This window comes from Klebsiella sp. GB_Kp056, from assembly GCF_040064755.1.
GTDB lineage: Bacteria > Pseudomonadota > Gammaproteobacteria > Enterobacterales > Enterobacteriaceae > Klebsiella > Klebsiella quasipneumoniae.
The window spans coordinates 61,100-78,735 of the sequence record NZ_JBEAJA010000060.1 but is presented as its reverse complement, the minus strand read 5'-3'; the positions used below and the strand labels follow the sequence as shown (position 1 = coordinate 78,735).

The following is a 17,636-nucleotide window of genomic DNA, read 5'->3' as shown; positions in this document are numbered from 1 at the left end:
GTAAAGAAAGTGAAATGATGACCCGCTTAAATGTCACAGCCAGTAAACTATTAAGACAATTGGTGGCTTGACGACGGCGCGATGGCTTCGGAGAATCCGGGCTTCGTTTTTTAACCGGGTACATTATGCAAGCATTGCTCGAACACTTTATTACCCAATCCACGGTCTACTCGCTGTTAGCCGTGATGCTGGTGGCCTTTCTCGAGTCGCTGGCGCTGGTGGGGCTTATCTTACCCGGAACGGTGATGATGGCCGGCCTTGGGGCGCTGATTGGCGGCGGTGAGGTTAACTTCTGGCAGGCGTGGCTGGCGGGGATCGTGGGCTGTCTGCTGGGCGACTGGATCTCATTCTGGCTCGGATGGCGCTTTAAAAAGCCGCTGCACCGCTGGTCGTTCATGAAGAAAAACCGCGCCCTGCTGGAGAAAACCGAGCATGCGCTGCACCAGCACAGCATGATCACCATCCTGATTGGCCGCTTTGTCGGGCCGACGCGTCCGCTGGTGCCGATGGTCGCCGGGATGCTCGACCTGCCGGTGGCCAAATTCGTGCTACCAAATATTATCGGCTGCCTGCTCTGGCCGCCGCTCTATTTCCTGCCTGGCATTCTCGCCGGGGCGGCGATTGATATTCCGGCCGATGAAAACAGCGCCAGCTTTAAATGGCTGTTGCTGGGGGCGGCGCTGCTCGCCTGGCTGGCGGGGTGGCTGTGCTGGCGGCTGTGGCGGAGCGCGAAAACGTCTGGCGATCGGCTGACCCGCTGGCTGCCGCGCGGGCGTCTGCTGTGGCTGACGCCGCTTATGGTCGCGCTGGCGGCAACGGCGTTAACGTTTGTCTTCCGCCATCCGCTGATGCCGGTCTATCTGGCGATCCTGCACAAGGTTATTGCGCGCTGATCCCCATCAGATGCGAGGCGCTGCTGTGGCCGCTTAACAGCTCGGCGGTAGCGCCATCCCAGACAATGCGCCCTTCGGCGACCACAATCGAGCGCGGCGCAATGCGCGCGGCATCTTCCACGCTGTGCGAGACCATCAGCAGGGTGAGCTGCTGCTGCTCGCAGACATCAGCCACCAGCGCCAGCATCTCCTGGCGCAGCGCCGGGTCGAGCGCTGAGAAGGGTTCATCCAGCAGCAGCACCGGCTGCTGGCGCACCAGACAGCGGGCCAGCGCCGCGCGCTGCCGTTGACCGCCGGAGAGCTCTCCCGGCAGGCGTTCAAGCAGGTCATCAATTCCCATCTGGGCGGCAATCGCCGTGACTTTCTGCTGCTGTTCGCGGCTCAGTTTCAGGCCAGGGTGGATCCCGAGACTGATATTCTGCCGAATGGTCAGATGGTTAAACAGGTTATTCTCCTGGAACAGCATCGAAACCGGACGCTGCGCCGGCGGCGTCGCGTGATGCGTCTCGCCGTTAATCTGCAGGCTGCCGCTGGCGGGCGGCAGAAAACCGGCGATCAGATTCAGCAGGGTGCTCTTTCCGGCGCCGCTGGGGCCGAGCACCGCGATGCGCTCGCCGCGCGCGACGTCGAGAGTAAAGCGCATCGGCAGATGCTGGTACAGCCAGGTCACATCATTGAGTTTTAGCATCACGCCCCGGAAGTTTTTCAATCAGCGTAAATAATAAGAAACAGAGCAGCAGCAGAAGCAGGGCGGTGACGGCGCCGTCCTGGCTGCGGTAGGCGCCTATCTGCTGGTACAGATAGAAAGGCAGAGTGCGGAACGCCTCGTTGCCGAACAGCGCCACCACGCCGAAGTCGCCAATCGACAGCACGCAGGCGAAGGCTAACGCCTGGGCCAGCGGGCGCCGGAGCGCGCGAAGTTCGATGACCCGCAGCCGCGCCAGGCCTTCGATCCCCAGCGACTGGCAGAGCATGCTGTAGCGGACGGCAATGTCGCGCATCGGGTTTTCCAGCACTTTAAGCGCGTAGGGGATCGCCATCAGGGCATTGGTAAAGATGACGATGCCGTCGGCGGACTCCGGAAGGCCGATGCTGTTATTGAGCAGCAGGAAGAAGCCGGTAGCCAGCACGATGCCCGGCATGGCAAGGATCAGCATGCCGCTCAGCTCCATCGCCTGCCCGGCCAGCGGCCGCTGACGGGCGCGCAGCTCGCGACTGCTCCATAGCAGCATCATCGTCAGGGTGACGCTCAACAGCCCGGCGGCAATGGCGATGCGCAGAGAAGTCGTCAATGCCTGCCAGAGGGCGGGCTGCGCCAGCACGTCCAGCATGTTGCGGTTGATCCCGTCGACGATGACTGCCAGCAACGGCGGCAGCAGAAGCAGCAGGGCGGCGCCGATCAGCAACCCATCGCTCAGCCGGCTATGCAGGCGATCGTCAGGGTCGCGCCAGCCGCGGACATGGCTGACGCCGATAGCCACCGCTTTACTGAGACGCTGGCTGAGCAGCACCAGCCCGAGGCAGCAGAGCATCTGGATCAACGCCAGCATCGCCGCTCGCGCCGGATCGTAGTCAAAGCTCAGCGCCTGGTAGATAGCCAGCTCAATGGTGGTGGCCTTCGGGCCGCCGCCCAGCGACAGCACGGTGGCGAAGCTGGCAAAGCAGAGCATAAAAATCAGCGCGGCGACGGCGGGAATATGCCGGCGCATCCATGGCCATTCGACGAGGCGGAAGAAGGCATAGCCGCGCATGCCAAGCTGGGCGGCAATTTGCCGCTGCTCGCCGGGAATGTTCTCCAGCGCCTGCAGCAGCAGGCGGGTGGCCATCGGCATATTGAAAAAGACGTGCGCCAGCAGGATGCCCTGCAGGCCGTAAGGCGAGAAATCCCACTGCCAGCCGAAAGCGTGAAACAGCGTGGCCAGCCAGCCCTGGCGGCCATAGACGCTGAGGATGCCGAACACCGCCACCAGCACCGGCAGGATCAGGGTCATCGCGCACAGGCGTAGCAGCAGGGTGCGGCCGGGGAAGCGACGCCGATAAAGCGCGCGGGCGAGAAAGACGGCCGGGCCCACCGAAAGCAGCGCTGAGAGCGACGCCTGCCAGAAGGAGAAGCGCACCACGTGCCAGAGGTAGCTATCGCTGAAGATCGTCTGCCAGCCCGTACCGGGCGCGCTGAACCACAGCGCCAGAAACGCCGCCAGCGCGACGGCGCAGAGCAGCGTGGCGGCGAACAGGCCCGGCAGCAGCCCGCTAAGGTTTAGCGGCTGACGGCGCGTTGCCATGCGCTAATCCAGGTCTGACGCTCGCTGGCGACCTGCTGCGGGGTAAACGTCAGCGTGGTCTGCGGCTTCACCAGGGTTGCAAAACCGGCCGGCAGCGCGACCTGGGTCACCGGATACATCCAGTTGCCGGTGGGGATGGCGTTCTGGAAGCCAGGAGATACCATAAATTTGAGGAATTTTTCCGCCAGTTCCGGCTGCTTGCTGGCGGCGGTGCGGGCGGCAACTTCGACCTGCAGATAGTGGCCTTCGGCGAAGTTCGCCGCCGCATAGTGGTCTTTTTTCTCTTCAATAATGTGGTAGGCCGGCGAGGTGGTGTAGCTCAACACCAGGTCGCTTTCGCCTTTCAGGAACAGACCGTAGGCTTCGCTCCAGCCCTTGGTGACGGTAACGGTCTTCGCCGCCAGCTTCTGCCAGGCCTCGGGCGCTTTATCGCCATAGACTTTTTGCATCCATAGCAGCAGCCCCAGCCCCGGGGTGCTGGTGCGCGGATCTTCATAGATGACGCGCCACTTCTGCGGGCTCTCGACCAACTCTTTCAGGCTTTTCGGCGGATTGGCCAGTTTGTTTTTATCATAGACAAAGGCGAAATAGCCGTAATCGTAGGGGACAAAGGTGTCGTTATCCCAGCCGCCCGGCACGCTGACCGCGCTGGCGGGAACGTGGCTTTTAGCGAACAGCTGACTCTGCGCCGCGGCTTCCAGCAGGTTGTTATCCAGGCCCAGCACGACGTCAGCCTTGCTGTTCTTGCCTTCCATGCGCAGACGATTCAGCAGCGAAACGCCATCTTCCAGCGCGACGAACTTCAGCTCGCAGCCGCAGTCCGCTTCAAACGCTTTTTTGACCGCCGGGCCGGGGCCCCAGTCGGCAGAGAAGGAGTCATAGGTATAGACGGTGAGGACAGGCTTAGCCAGAGCGGGCATGGCGACCAGCGCCAGCAGCGGGAGTAATTTTTTCAACACTTTGCACCTCAGAAAAAAGGGGTGGCAAAGGATTTTGAGTGAGCCTCAAATCCCTTCGCCGGCGTTATCCGGATCAGGTTCGACGGGTATTTTCTCAGCCCATACGCTTCATCCTTCAAGCCGCATCTGCGTTAGCTTCGCGCGTTCACCCCAGTCACATAGCTATCTATGCTCCAGGGGATTCACCCGCTTGCTGCCTTGATGCAACTTGAATGATATTGCGTATGTTTATTAGCACCCCGTTGAGAACGGCCTTAGTGTAATGATTTTGTCAGATGACGGAAAGCGCTTACGGCTCCGGCGGCGCAAACCATGCGGATTTAAAATCGAACCAGCCGAGGGTGTTCATCCGCACGCCGCGCATACTGCGCTGCCCCTGAATCATCAGCCAGTGATGGATCAGCGGCACGATATGCTGGCTGGCCAGCAGGCGCTGACTCCAGGTAGCAGGATTAAACTCTCCCGCGCGCCAGCGGCTGGCGTCTTCCTGCCAGTCGATGGGGATGCAGCGCTGAATCAGCGGGACTTCGTACAGATAGGCGAATAGCGAGAATTCGATTGGCAAGGTGAAGTTAACGCTGTTGAGCCAGATATCGCTGACCACCTCGCCGCGATGCCAGGCATCGTACTCCAGCTCCTGGATCTCCAGCTTCACCTGGTGCGCCGCCAGCAGGTCGCGCATGATCCCGCCGATCACCCGATGTTCGACGTGATCGCGGTAGTAGGTGAGGGTGACCGTCTCCAGGCCCGCCGGCTTGTCGCAGGCGTGGTTGCTGGCGTGATGCCAGCGCGGCAGCAGGCCGTAAGCGGGAAACCAGTTGCCCTGGTAAAGCTCGCCCGCGTGGTAGAGCAGGTTCGCGGGCTGGAACAGATAGCTTAACCAGCGGCGCACCGCCTCGTTGGCGCCCAGCGGGCTTCGCGAGTCGAACAGCAGGTAGTAGCACCCCTCTTCCAGACGACTCTCCACCGCCTTTTCGCTTTCGGTATTGCCCTGCAGCGTCAGGCCGCCGTTGGGCTCTTCGCTAATTTCCGGTAGCACCCAGACGTTCACCTCATCGATCAGCGCCCGGTAGCCAAAATAGTCCTCAAAGGCGTGGATCTTGAGCTGGTTCTGATTGTTGCGCACCACCGCATACGGGCCGGTGCCGACCGGCATCGAAGAAAAGTGGTTCATGGTCCGCCACTCCTGCGGCAGCACCATCGCCGGTACCTGGCCCAGCAGCCAGGGCAGCCAGCGGTCGGGCTGGCGCAGATGAATATCCAGGGTCCAGGCGGTGGGCGACGCAATGCGTTCGATATGCGAATAGAGCGGCAGGGCATTGCTGCGCTGCAGAGAAGCGATCACATCGGTCATCTCCAGCTCACGGCCATGGTGAAAATGGATGCCTGGCCGGAGGAAAAAGCGCCAGTGGGTGGGCGTCAACTGCTGCCAGTGGTGGGCAATATCGGCTTCCAGTTCCCCATTTTCCTCATTTACCCGCGTCAGAGCGCTGAATATTTGCCGGGCGATATGGGTTTCCGAACGCCGCAGCGCGCTGCCGGGCAGTAAATTCTTCATCGGCCGGTAGTAGAGCACGCGCAGGATGTGCCGCCCCTGGCGGAAGCTGCGCCCGAGATGCGAGACCAGCATCTGACGGACGGCGGCTTTATCGCCGACCAGCTGCACCAGCTGATCGATGCGATCCTGCTCAAGCAGATCTTCGGCACGCTGCTGCTGCAGGGCGAGGCCGGTATAGAGAAAGGTCAGCCGCGAGCGTTTTCCGCGGCCAGCCTCCGCCTCCCAGGTCAGCCAGCCGCGGGACTCCATCATATTGAGCAAGGTGCGCATGTGGCGGCGCGAGCAGCTCAGCATTTCCGCCAGCTCGTTGAGGGTGGTCTCCTGCGACTTGCCGTCGCAGCACTGCCATAGACGGATGAACTGTTGTTGCAGACGGCCGGAAGACATAAAAGGGGAACTCCTGCGCAAAACTCAGCAATTTATTACTCCCCATATTAAGCCAATAATGAATCCCGATGAAGCGAGGAGGTGAATATGATGAGGTCTACCGCAAAATCGTTCTACCAGCGCTACTTTTCTGCGACGCAGGAAGCGTCCTGGCTGGCCCGCCTGATGGCAGGACGACAGCAGGAAATTCTGGGAGAACTGATGCAGTGGGGAGTGACGTCAAAGACCTCTGATCATTGACTTGCAGACATCATGTGTGACTGAGTATTGGTGTTATACTCGTCGTTTTTCAAGCTGCAGGTGCGCGCGCTCGCCCGGGTTTATCGCTGTCGATGCTCCCAGAGCCCTATGTTCTGGCCGCGTGAATCGCCCCTACGGGACTCACCCTTTCGGAGCCAGCGCAAAAACGGTTAACCGTTTGTCCTGCAACGTGAATTCCACAGAGTATAGAATCACCCGCCAGCAGAAAGCCTCTGCTGGCTTTTTTCGTTTACTTCGCGTGTGTTAAGGACATTTCATGCTGTGGTTGATGACGATGGGACGACGGCTAAACGGCGTCTATGCCGCCTTTATGCTGGTTGCTTTTATGATGGGCGTGGCGGGCGCATTGCAGGCGCCGACATTGAGTTTGTTTCTCAGCCGCGAAGTGGGGGCGCAGCCGTTCTGGGTGGGCCTGTTCTACACCGTGAATGCGATAGCCGGGATCCTGGTGAGTCTGGCGCTGGCCAAGCGCTCCGATAGCCGCGGCGACCGGCGGCGGTTAATTATGTTCTGCTGCCTGATGGCGGTAGGCAATGCGCTGCTGTTTGCCTTCAACCGCCACTATCTGACGCTGATCACCTGCGGGGTGATGCTGGCATCCATCGCTAACGCCGCCATGCCGCAGCTCTTTGCCCTGGCGCGGGAGTATGCCGACAGCTCGGCGCGGGAAGTGGTGATGTTCAGCTCGGTCATGCGTGCCCAGCTGTCCCTGGCGTGGGTGATTGGCCCGCCGCTGGCCTTTATGCTGGCGCTCAACTATGGCTTTACCACCATGTTCTCCATTGCGGCGGGCATCTTTGTGATCAGCCTGGCGCTGATTGCCGTCAAACTGCCCTCGGTTCCGCGCGTGGAGCAGCCCTCGGAAGAGGCGGAGGCGCTGGCGCAGGCCGGCGGCTGGCAGGACAAGAACGTACGTATGCTGTTTATCGCCTCCACCCTGATGTGGACCTGCAACACCATGTATATCATTGATATGCCGCTGTGGATCAGCAGCGATCTCGGGCTTCCCGACAGCCTGGCCGGGATCCTGATGGGCACCGCCGCCGGGCTGGAGATTCCGGCGATGATCCTCGCCGGCTACTACGTGAAGCGCTTTGGTAAACGTAAAATGATGGTGGCGGCGGTGGCGGCCGGTGTGCTGTTTTATCTGGGGCTGATCCTGTTTCATGGCCGTACGGCGCTGCTGGCCCTGCAGCTGTTCAACGCCATCTTTATCGGCATTATCGCCGGGATCGGCATGCTGTGGTTCCAGGATTTAATGCCGGGGCGCGCGGGGGCGGCGACCACCCTGTTTACCAACAGTATTTCCACTGGCGTGATCCTGGCCGGCGTGATGCAGGGGGCGCTGTCGCAGAGCTATGGCCACGCCAGCGTCTACTGGACGATCGCCGCGATTTCGCTGGTGACGCTGTTTTTAACCAGCAAGGTAAAGGATATCTGACCGTTCTCTTCGCCCCGGCGTGCAATTCGCCGGGGCCGCCGGGTTTACTTCAGTTCGATTCGCTTGATGTCGCCGATGATAAAGATGTAGGCAATCACGCCGATCAGCGCCGTCAGGCCGACGTAGATCAGTGCGTAAAAGAAGTTACCCGTTGCGGAGATAATCACGCCAATTATCAGTGGGGCTATAATCGATGCCATATTAGCGCAGAAATTAAATATACCGCCGGTCAGGCCTGCCATATTTTCCGGGGCAATATCAGAAATTAACGTCCAGCCCAGGCCAACCATTCCCTGGCCAAAAAACGCCACCGACATGATAATAATAACGGTGCTGTTGGCGCTCACCCAGTTCGCCGCAATAATACAGCTGGAGAGTAATAATCCGGAAATTATTGGTAACTTCCGACTGATGTTGACGGAGCCGGTTCGCTTCAGCAGTCGGTCCGAGATCCAGCCGCCGAAGAGGATGCCGATGGCGGCGGCGAGGAACGGCCAGGTGGCGAAGAAGCCAACGTGCAGCCAGGGAAGATGGCGCTCGTTGGCCAGATAGCTGGGAAACCACGTCAGGAAAAACACCAGCGTGGTGTTACCGGCAAACTGACCCAGACTGGCGCCGAGGATCTGGCGACAGCCCAGCAGGCGCCTGGCGTCACGCCAGTTAAATGGAACGTTCTGGATTTTATTGTCAATGCCGTTTGCGCCGATATAATCCAGCTCCGCTTGATTAGCCGTGCGCGATTCATGGGGTTCGTGATAAAAACGCCACCACACCAAAGTAAATAAAATACCTAATCCGCCGGTGAGGAAAAAAAGCGTTCTCCAGCCATGATGTTCGAGGATTAAAAATAACAGCGGCGAGAAGGCCGCCAGCCCTATATATTCACCAACCGTATATGTTGCCGTCGCCCGCGCGCGCTCATGCTGCGGGAACCAGGTGCTGACGATGCGGCTGTTGGCCGGGAAGCAGGGCGCTTCGCTGACGCCGAGTCCCAGGCGCATAAGCAGCAGAGATTTAAGCCCGAGGGTGAAACTTTGCAGCAGGGTAAACAGCGACCAGAAGAAAATTGACAGGGCATAGGTCAGTTTGTTGCCGAAGCGGTCTAAAAACATGCCGCCGGGGATCTGCGCCAGGGCATAGGTCCAGGCAAAGGCGGAGAAAATGATGCCCATCATCGCCGGATCGATATGAATTTCCTGGGTTAACTGTGGGGCAACGATACCGAGGATGGTGCGGTCGAGATAATTGATCATCGTTCCGACGGACAACAGCAGTAAAATAACTATCCGAACGCGGCTTCTTTTTTTCGTCCCCGATGAGGAAGTGAGGACTTCCTGAGAGTTTGACATACTCATAGCGAGTTCCTTTAAAGTTTAAAATATTTTTGCATATATTTGTATATGCAAAAATATCTCCGGGAACTATAGGTAGTATCTATGAATGGCAACGCTTTGTGGCACATTCATCCGCTTCAGAAAATAATATTTGATGCACCGCCAATATTTTCCCGCACGTGCGCATTATTGGTGGCTTGCATGGTATATTAGCATCAGTGGATTTATTCTTATATTATACGGGCAAAAATAATGAACCTAAAGCAACTTTATTATTTTAAACGTCTGTCTGAAACTGAACATTATACCGAAGCGGCCTCCAGTCTGTGCATCACCCAGCCTTCGCTAAGCCATGCGATATCAGAGCTGGAGAAGGAGTTAGGGGTCGCGCTGTTCGCCAGACAGGGACGGAACGTTAAAATTACGCAAAACGGCAAGCGTTTTCTGCCGTATGTCGAAGATGCGCTGGCCTCACTGGAAAATGGCCGCACAGTTTTGCAAAAAAACGGCGCTGAAAATAAAGAAAACATTCGTATCGCCTTTATTTACACGATGGGCGAATATGTTGTTCCGCAGTTAATTAATAAATATTCTCTTTCACCTGAATTTCACAACGTGACTTTTTCTTTTACTCAAGGGACCTCGCTGACGCTGTTGCAGGAGCTGAAAGCGGGAAAAGTCGATCTGGCGATCTGCTCTTATATTGCCGATGAACCCGATATCGATTTTATTCCGGTTATTCAGCAGGAGCTGGTAGTGGTGACCGCCAGGGATCATCCGCTGGCCCGGCTGTATGAACATGAAGTCGACCTCGTGGAGACGATTCATTATCCCTATATCTATTTTTCAGAAAATAGCGGCTTACGTCCGTTTATCGATAATGTATTTATGCAGCAAAAGCTGGTGCCGGAGATTGCCTGCTACGTGGAAGAGGATACCGCGATGGCCGGGCTGGTCAGCATTGACTACGGGATCGCTATCATGCCGCGGATCTCGGCGCTCTCCCATTACAACGTCCATATCCTGAAGATTAAAAACACCCTCCCTCCGCGCTATATTTATCTGGCAACCATGAAAGACCGCGGACTTTCCCCGGCGCTGCAGTCGTTTAAAAATGTGGTCATCCACGACAGCCAGAAGATCTGTTAGCGAATAGCCCGGAGAGGTCCTCCGGGCTGAGGGGTTATCAGGAGAGAATATCCATCACTTCACGCAGCTTGTCGATGGCGATCTGTCCCGGCGCGGAAGCCTGACCCACGGTACCGAAGGTCATGGCTGAGCCAAAAAGACGCCCGGTCACCCGGCTGACGCCGCCCGATTTTCCCATCGACATGGTGATCAGCGGGCGGGTGGCATACTTCTCTTTCATGGTCAGCGTGGCGGCGAGCAGGGTTAGAACGTCCTGCGGCGATTGCGGCATCACCGCGATCTTCGGCAGATCGGCGCCCAGATCCTGCATGCGACGCAGGCGATAGATGATATCTTCCTGGGCGGGGGTCTTATGAAAATCATGGTTACTCATGATCACTTTGACGCCCGCAGCATGCGCATCGTCAACCAGCGCGCGGATCTGCTCTTCATCATTGAACAGCTCGATATCGATGACATCAACCAGGCCACTGCGCGCCGCTTCGCGGTTGAGCGCGAAGTAGGCCTCGTCGCTGAGCTCGGTCTCGCCGCCTTCTTTCTTGCTGCGGAAGGTGAACAGCAGCGGCAGCGCTTTCAGCGCGCCACGGATTTCCGCCAGCGCGGCCATCACCTGAGCCATCTCTCTCACCTGAGTAAAGTGGTCAACGCGCCATTCGATGATATCGGCGCCGGCGTCGACCAGGCCGTGGGCGTTACCCAGTATTTCATCCAGCGTTTTGCCGATCAGCGGTACACAAATTAAGGTTTCCCCTTCCTGGAAGGTGATGTTCTTTACGGTAACTGCATTTGTCATGTAGGCATCCATTATTATTCGCGTTGAACCTCAGGCGGTGACTGCGGTGGGTGATACTTTTTGCGCCGCCCGAGCCTGCAGTTGACGATAGCCGATGTACAGGGCGATCACAAAGCCGATCACGGCGATCGCAAAATCAAACCACATAATGCTGGCAATACTGATCTGCGAAAGTTTGGCGGTGATCAGCGGGATCGTGAAGCTGGCGATACTGCCGGCGGTGTAGAAGATGCCGGTTGCCTTGCCTTTCCCGTTCGGGAAGCTCATCGCCATGATCGTCGCTCCCAGCTGTAGCACTCCGCCCGCGGCGGCAAAGCCGATGACAAAGGCGAAGCCGGTAACCATCATCGGCGTCGGGAACAGGCATACCAGCAGCAGCGAGACCATCGACAGGCCAGTATAGATGATCATGGCGACGGCGGAGCTGAACACCTCTTTGACGAAGGCGGCGGTCACGAAGACGCAGACCAGCGACCCGACGGTATAGATGCTGAGCAGCTTAATCGCCGAGGCATAGGGCAGGCCGACCACGAACTGACCGTACTGCGCCAGCCACTGGCTGACCAGATAGAAGGTCGCCATGCCGATGTAGCCGTACAGGGTGAAGATCACCATATCCAGTTTGTTGGCCTGCGGACGGGCTGAGGTTTCCGCCTGTGGCCCTGGGGTGGTCTCTTTTTTCGCCGCCTGGCTATCCGGGAACGGCATTTTGAGCAAATAGAGGCCGCTCACAACAAACAGCGCCGCCGCAATCACGAACGACCAGCCGAACCACAGATTCGCCCAGATCAGGAAACTGATAATGAACGGCAGCAGGAACTGTCCGGCGGAGACGAAGGCTTTGATCAGCACGTTGGCCCGGCTGGCGGAGTGCGGGAAAGATTCCATCAGCGCGGGATAGGTGCCGGAGTCGAGGAAGCTGTTCGCCAGGCCCGCCATAATGCCGAAGACATAGGCCAGATAGATATTTTTGGTCAGCAGAATGCCGATAAAAAAGATCAGATAGCTGAGGATCCCCAGATAGATAAAGGGCTTACGACCAAAGCGATCCGACAGAAAGCCGGTCACGATGGTCGCCAGTTTGCCGATCCCTAACGAGGAGATCACCACTGATACGCCGGCAGCGTCTGTTCCCCACTGCTCCTGGAGATGGGCCATGTTGAGGGTGATCAGCAGGACCCCCATGCCATGAATCAGGTAGTTGAGGTACAGCCCTGCCGCGGTAGGGACGTATTTATTTTTCATCGCTTGCCCCTTAGAACAGGATGCTTTTGATGTAATCAACCGGCATCTGTTTACCCGTCCAGATTTCGAACGCGCGCGCGCCTTGCCACAGCATCATCCCGAGGCCGTTTAGCGTACGGCAGCCTTTTTTCTCAGCCACTTCCAGCAGGTGGGTTTTGCGCGGGTTGTACACGACGTCGGAGACGATCAGGTCCGGACGCAGGAAGCTGTCGTCCGGGAGCAGCATCTGGCCTTCGAACGGCTTCATGCCGACCCCGGTGGCATTGGTCAGGATCACGCTGCTGTCGATTTCGGCACGCAGTTTGTCATGATCGTCGAGATCGAACAGATGGATCTCGCAGCGCGTGTTGTTGCGGATCTTGGCTACCGTTTCTTCGGCGTTGGCGAAGAATTTATCGCGACGGTTGAAGATCGAGATCGCCTTCACGCCATCCAGTGCCGCCTGGACGCAGAGCGCGGTCGCCGCGCCGCCGGCGCCGAGCACGGTCATCTTCTTGCCAATAATATCGATACCCGCTTCGCTAAGGGCGCGCATATAGCCGGTGCCGTCGGTAATATGCCCGGTCAGTACGCCGTCGTCATTGACCACGGTATTCACCGCCCCGACCAGCTGCGCCGCCGGCGAGAGCTTATCAAGATACTGGCAAATCTCGGTTTTGTTCGGCATAGAGACGTTAAAGCCGCGCAGCTTCAAAGCCCGGAAGCCCTGCACAACGTCTTTCAGCTCCTGATTACCGACTTCAAAAGCCAGGTAGACGTAGTCCAGCCCGAGATGGGCGAAAGCCTCGTTGTGCATGGTGGGCGACATGCTGTGGCGAATCGGGGTGGCGATCAGACCAATCAGCTCAGTGTGTCCAGTAATACGTTCTGCCATGACAAAAATCCTCAATAAGTTAGAAAGGGAATTCGTTGTGCTTCGCGGCTGCCCAGCACACCCATGTCTTCGAGGGTGTCCAGCACGTTGCGGCCTTCGCGGATGCCGTCGATAATGCGTCGCGCCATCACGCTGTCGCCGATATTCATGATTTTGACGTTATTGGCATTGGCCCAGCGCTCGATCTCGTCGAGACCCGTCCGGTTGGCGCGCATCCCCAGGCAGACAAAGCCGTAGTCGAAGGGGATATCGAAGGTATGCTGTGTATTTTTCACCTGGAAATGGTCGGCAGCCACCGCCATCAGTTGCGTATTCATGTGCTGTTCGACCTGGTGCTCGTCGAGCATGGTCAACATGGCATTCCTGGTAATGATGTCGAGATCGCGACCGGCGGCGTCCTGCATTTCGATTAATACCGCTTGCGCGCCGCGAGCGGTAAAGTATTCGATGACGTCAAGGCCAACGGCGCCCGCGCCGACAACGGCGATGCGTTTGCCCTCGACATGGGTAAATTTCGCCAGATTGTCGATCATGCCGGTAATGGAAAAGACCTTGCCTTCCGCGGCGTCAATATTCTCCCGCAGTCCTGCAATAGGCGGCAGCAGGGGGGTTGAGCCGGTGGCATTGACGATCAGATGCGGACGCAGGGCGGAAACCGAGGCCACGTCTGCCCGTTTGCCGACCTGCAGCATCAGGTTGTCCAGCGCGGCGATGCGGTTTTTCATAAACTGCGGGAAATCCGCGATGCGTTTTTTCTCCGGCAGACGGGCGATATCGCTGGCGAGACCGCCGACGTGATTTTTCGCCTCCAGCAGCCAGGTGTGGCAGCCGACTTCCGCCGCGGTGCAGGCGGCCTCCATCCCGGCAGTGCCGGCGCCGATGACGACCACGTTCGTGTCGCGATTAACGCGCCGCGTTTTGTAGCTATCGCCGTGAATGATGTCCGGGTTAATTGAACAGCGCAGCGGGCGCGAGCGGGCGATGCGATGGTCGGCGCAGCCGATGTTGCAGGAGATGCATTTGCGCATCAGGCGTTCTCTACCGCTTTGCACCTTCTGCACCCACTCCGGCTCGGCAATCAGACCGCGACCAATGGCAATGAGATCGGCATCGCCGCTGGCGAGGATATCCTCAGCCACCTGCGGGGTACGGATATTGCCGGCGATGACCGTGGGCTTATGGAATTTATCGCGCACCGCGCGGGAGAGATAACGCTTCCAGCCATCCTCCAGCGACATCTGGTCGATTTGCAGATTCAGGTTGTCGTTCTGCGCCGCCGAGACGTTGATGATATCGACCTTCTCCTGGCAGAGCTCAAGGATGCGCAGAGAATCTTCGAGGGTATTGCCGCCCTTGAGGAAGTCGTCGGCGCTAATGCGCAGGCTGACCGGAAAACGCGGCCCGACGCAGGCGCGAACTTTATCGACAATCAGACTTAATATCCGGGTGCGGTTTTCGACGCTGCCGCCAAATTCATCGGTGCGCTTGTTAAATAACGGCGATAAAAACTGGCTAATTAAATAGGAGTGGCCGGCATGAATTTCGACGCAGTCAAAACCCGCGCGACGAACGCGCTCTGCGGCGTCACCAAATTTTTCCACCGCGTGATAAATTTCCTCATGGGTCATTGGCCGCGGAATATTACCGTGCTTTTTCGAGGGTGTCGTCGAGGAGGAGAGCGGTGTCTGACCTTCGAGGCGGTAGGCATAAGCCGAAGCGCCTGCGTGATTTAACTGAATGGATACGCAGGCGCCATGTTTATGCAGGGTCTCGGTTAATTTAAACAGCCGTGGGATATATTGATCGTTATCGATCCGCAGCTGGGTGGTGCCGTTGGAGGCGAAAGGGAAATCAATACAGATGTTTTCGATGGTGATAAGCCCGGTGCCGCCTTTGGCCCGCAGTTCGTAGTATTCCAGCTGTTCCTGCGAGACCTCGCCATTGAGCGTGGCCATATTGGTGCCCATCGGGGGCATAATAATGCGGTTTTTTAGCGTCATGCCGTTGATGGTCAACGGACTGAAAAGGTGCGGATAGTGGCTCATCTCTTCTCTCCACAGGAGGCCGGGAAGCCGCTATGCGGGGGCCCGGGCGTGTCCTTAGTTAATATTTCTCTGTGGGAAAAGATAGCGAGGCGAAAAATCGAAAAATAATGCTTTTTTTTGCTGTGAGCTATAGGGGTTCTCTATGAGATTAACGCTTTTTTCACATTGTTATATTTTTATATTAAACACTCGTACCTTATTTTTACTTGCAGTGAAGGGATAATACATAAACCGCGCAGGTCAGGGGGAGGAAAGCGGAATCATTCGTCTTTATCGCGTGGGGCAGGCCAACGTCATGGGCTGACGATCGGCGAAGCAATATTGTTTTTTGTGCGTGAGATCGCAATTTTCTGCCGCAATAAACTAAAAAGCCCGGTCAAATGACCGGGCGCGAAGATTAATTCATAAACGCCGGCAGCTTGTGCTCATAGTCGGAAATAGCCGCTTCATGTTGCAGCGTCAGGCCGATGCTATCCAGGCCATTGAGCATGCAGTGGCGACGGAAATCGTCGATCTTAAAGCTGTAGGTTTTATCCCCCGCTTTAACCACCTGCGCTTCCAGGTCCACTTCAAACGTAATGCCCGGGTTGGCCTGCACCAGTTTGAACAGCTCGTCGACCTGCTCATCGCTCAACGTCACCGGCAGCAGCTGATTGTTGAAGCTGTTGCCATAGAAAATATCGGCAAAGCTTGGGGCGATAACGACTTTAAAACCGTAATCGGTCAGCGCCCACGGCGCATGCTCGCGCGAGGAGCCACAGCCGAAGTTTTCCCGCGCCAGCAGGATAGATGCGCCTTTGTACTCAGGAAAGTTCAGCACGAACTCCGGGTTCGGCTGTTGACCTTTATCGTCGAGGAAGCGCCAGTCGTTGAACAGGTGCGCGCCAAAGCCGGTGCGGGTCACTTTCTGCAGAAACTGCTTGGGAATGATCGCGTCGGTATCGACGTTTGCAGCATCCAGCGGAACCACCAGGCCGGTATGTTGGATAAATTTCTCTGCCATGATGGTCTCCTTACTTCAGATTACGGATATCGGCGAAATGGCCGGTCACAGCTGCCGCCGCGGCCATTGCCGGGCTCACCAGGTGCGTGCGTCCGCCGCGGCCCTGGCGGCCTTCAAAATTACGGTTGCTGGTGGAGGCGCAGCGCTCGCCCGGGTTCAGGCGGTCGTTGTTCATCGCCAGACACATAGAGCAGCCCGGTAAGCGCCACTCAAAGCCGGCTTCGATAAAGATCTTATCCAGGCCTTCCGCTTCCGCTTGCGCTTTCACCGGACCGGAACCCGGCACCACCAGCGCCTGGACGCCCGGCGCCACTTTACGCCCTTTGGCGATTTCCGCCGCCGCGCGCAAATCTTCGATACGCGAGTTGGTACAGGAGCCGATGAATACTTTATCGATAGCCACTTCCGTCAGCGGAATGCCGGATTTCAGCCCCATATAGGCCAGCGCTTTCTCGGCGCTGGCGCGTTCCACCGGGTCGCTGAACGACGCAGGATCGGGGATATTATCGCTGACCGAAATCACCTGGCCCGGGTTGGTGCCCCAGGTCACCTGCGGGGCAATCTCAGCCGCCTGCAGCGTCACTACGGTGTCAAATGTGGCGCCGTCGTCGGTTTTCAGGGTTTTCCAGTACGCCACCGCATCGTCAAAATCTTTGCCTTTCGGCGCGTGCAGACGGCCGCGTACGTAATTGAAGGTGGTTTCATCCGGCGCGACCAGGCCCGCTTTCGCGCCCATCTCGATCGCCATGTTGCACAGGGTCATGCGGCCTTCCATGCTCAGATCGCGGATCGCTTCGCCGCAGAACTCCACCACGTGGCCGGTGCCGCCGGCGCTGCCGGTTTTACCAATGATCGCCAACACGATATCTTTGGCGGTGATGCCCGGCGCCGCTTTGCCTTGCACTTCGATTTTCATGGTTTTCGCACGACCCTGTTTCAGGGTCTGGGTCGCCAGCACATGCTCTACTTCGGAGGTGCCGATGCCGAAGGCCAGCGCGCCGAAGGCGCCGTGGGTGGCGGTATGGGAGTCGCCGCACACAATGGTCATCCCCGGCAGGGTAACCCCTTGTTCCGGGCCCATCACGTGAACGATGCCCTGGTACGGGTGGTTCAGATCGTACAGCTCAACGCCGAACTCTTTACAGTTCTTAATCAGCTCCTGCATCTGAATGCGGGCCATCTCGCCGGACGCGTTAATATCTTTGGTCTGCGTCGAGACGTTATGATCCATGGTGGCGAAGGTTTTACCCGGCTGGCGCACCTGGCGGCCGTGGGCGCGCAGGCCGTCAAAGGCCTGCGGGGAGGTGACTTCATGCACCAGATGGCGGTCGATATACAACAGCGGAGTTTCGTTTTGCGCCTCATACACCACGTGCGCATCAAACAATTTTTCGTATAACGTCTTCGCCATG

15 protein-coding genes and 1 riboswitch are annotated in these 17,636 nt (G+C 57.8%); of the genes, 4 read left to right on the top strand and 11 right to left on the bottom strand.

Going from position 1 to position 17,636, the window contains the following annotated elements; genetic code table 11:
- Positions 1-125: 125 nt before the first annotated feature.
- Positions 126-893 (top strand): DedA family protein, encoded by a 768-nt coding sequence (locus ABLV52_RS21030; protein ID WP_101978461.1) that lies wholly within the window; start codon positions 126-128, stop codon positions 891-893.
- Here the strand turns inward: ABLV52_RS21030 and thiQ are convergent.
- The 4 genes from thiQ to sgrR form a co-directional block, all read right to left on the bottom strand.
- The gene (thiQ, locus tag ABLV52_RS21025; RefSeq protein WP_023291962.1) at positions 880-1,581 is read right to left on the bottom strand and encodes a thiamine ABC transporter ATP-binding protein ThiQ; all 702 of its coding nucleotides are present in this window, start codon (positions 1,579-1,581) and stop codon (positions 880-882) included. The two genes, ABLV52_RS21030 and thiQ, sit on opposite strands and share 14 nt — an antisense overlap.
- Complete coding sequence (gene thiP / locus ABLV52_RS21020; protein WP_348890899.1) at positions 1,565-3,175, bottom strand: thiamine/thiamine pyrophosphate ABC transporter permease ThiP; 1,611 nt, start codon at positions 3,173-3,175, stop codon at positions 1,565-1,567. The genes thiQ and thiP overlap by 17 nt, the downstream gene beginning before the upstream one ends.
- Positions 3,151-4,134: a thiamine ABC transporter substrate binding subunit gene (thiB, locus tag ABLV52_RS21015; RefSeq protein ID WP_023291964.1), complete on the bottom strand. Its 984-nt coding sequence runs from the start codon at positions 4,132-4,134 to the stop codon at positions 3,151-3,153. The genes thiP and thiB overlap by 25 nt, the downstream gene beginning before the upstream one ends.
- 32 nt (positions 4,135-4,166) lie before the next feature.
- Positions 4,167-4,386, bottom strand: a riboswitch (TPP riboswitch).
- A gap of 37 nt (positions 4,387-4,423) precedes the next feature.
- A complete protein-coding gene (sgrR, locus tag ABLV52_RS21010) occupies positions 4,424-6,079 on the bottom strand; it encodes an HTH-type transcriptional regulator SgrR (protein ID WP_023291965.1) in 1,656 nt (551 codons plus the stop codon).
- A gap of 87 nt (positions 6,080-6,166) precedes the next feature.
- On the opposite strand from sgrR, the gene sgrT reads away from it, so the two are divergent.
- On the top strand, positions 6,167-6,319 hold the full coding sequence (gene sgrT, locus ABLV52_RS21005) for a glucose uptake inhibitor SgrT (protein ID WP_004204309.1): 153 nt from the start codon (positions 6,167-6,169) through the stop codon (positions 6,317-6,319).
- Positions 6,320-6,596: 277 nt separating this feature from the next.
- Positions 6,597-7,781, top strand: coding sequence for a sugar efflux transporter (locus ABLV52_RS21000; protein ID WP_023291966.1), 1,185 nt, complete (start codon positions 6,597-6,599; stop codon positions 7,779-7,781).
- A gap of 44 nt (positions 7,782-7,825) precedes the next feature.
- On the opposite strand, the gene ABLV52_RS20995 is transcribed toward ABLV52_RS21000, so the two are convergent.
- The gene (locus ABLV52_RS20995) at positions 7,826-9,136 is read right to left on the bottom strand and encodes an MFS transporter (protein ID WP_064155375.1); all 1,311 of its coding nucleotides are present in this window, start codon (positions 9,134-9,136) and stop codon (positions 7,826-7,828) included.
- A 231-nt stretch (positions 9,137-9,367) separates the two neighbouring features.
- Here ABLV52_RS20995 and ABLV52_RS20990 point away from each other — a divergent pair, with 231 nt between their 5' ends.
- Positions 9,368-10,264, top strand: coding sequence for a LysR family transcriptional regulator (locus tag ABLV52_RS20990; RefSeq protein WP_004204315.1), 897 nt, complete (start codon positions 9,368-9,370; stop codon positions 10,262-10,264).
- 37 nt (positions 10,265-10,301) lie between these two features.
- On the opposite strand, the gene aroD is transcribed toward ABLV52_RS20990, so the two are convergent.
- From aroD to leuC, 6 genes are all read right to left on the bottom strand, one after another.
- Positions 10,302-11,057, bottom strand: a complete 756-nt coding sequence (gene aroD, locus ABLV52_RS20985; RefSeq protein ID WP_348890898.1) for a type I 3-dehydroquinate dehydratase — start codon at positions 11,055-11,057, stop codon at positions 10,302-10,304.
- A 30-nt stretch (positions 11,058-11,087) separates the two neighbouring features.
- Positions 11,088-12,302: an MFS transporter gene (locus tag ABLV52_RS20980; RefSeq protein WP_044521015.1), complete on the bottom strand. Its 1,215-nt coding sequence runs from the start codon at positions 12,300-12,302 to the stop codon at positions 11,088-11,090.
- A gap of 10 nt (positions 12,303-12,312) precedes the next feature.
- A complete protein-coding gene (locus ABLV52_RS20975) occupies positions 12,313-13,176 on the bottom strand; it encodes a shikimate dehydrogenase (RefSeq protein ID WP_017901194.1) in 864 nt (287 codons plus the stop codon).
- Positions 13,177-13,187: 11 nt separating this feature from the next.
- A complete protein-coding gene (locus ABLV52_RS20970; protein WP_348890897.1) occupies positions 13,188-15,221 on the bottom strand; it encodes an FAD-dependent oxidoreductase in 2,034 nt (677 codons plus the stop codon).
- Positions 15,222-15,618: 397 nt separating this feature from the next.
- The gene (gene leuD, locus ABLV52_RS20965; protein ID WP_348890896.1) at positions 15,619-16,224 is read right to left on the bottom strand and encodes a 3-isopropylmalate dehydratase small subunit; all 606 of its coding nucleotides are present in this window, start codon (positions 16,222-16,224) and stop codon (positions 15,619-15,621) included.
- A 10-nt stretch (positions 16,225-16,234) separates the two neighbouring features.
- A complete protein-coding gene (leuC, locus tag ABLV52_RS20960; RefSeq protein ID WP_023291973.1) occupies positions 16,235-17,635 on the bottom strand; it encodes a 3-isopropylmalate dehydratase large subunit in 1,401 nt (466 codons plus the stop codon).
- Position 17,636: the final 1 nt, after the last annotated feature.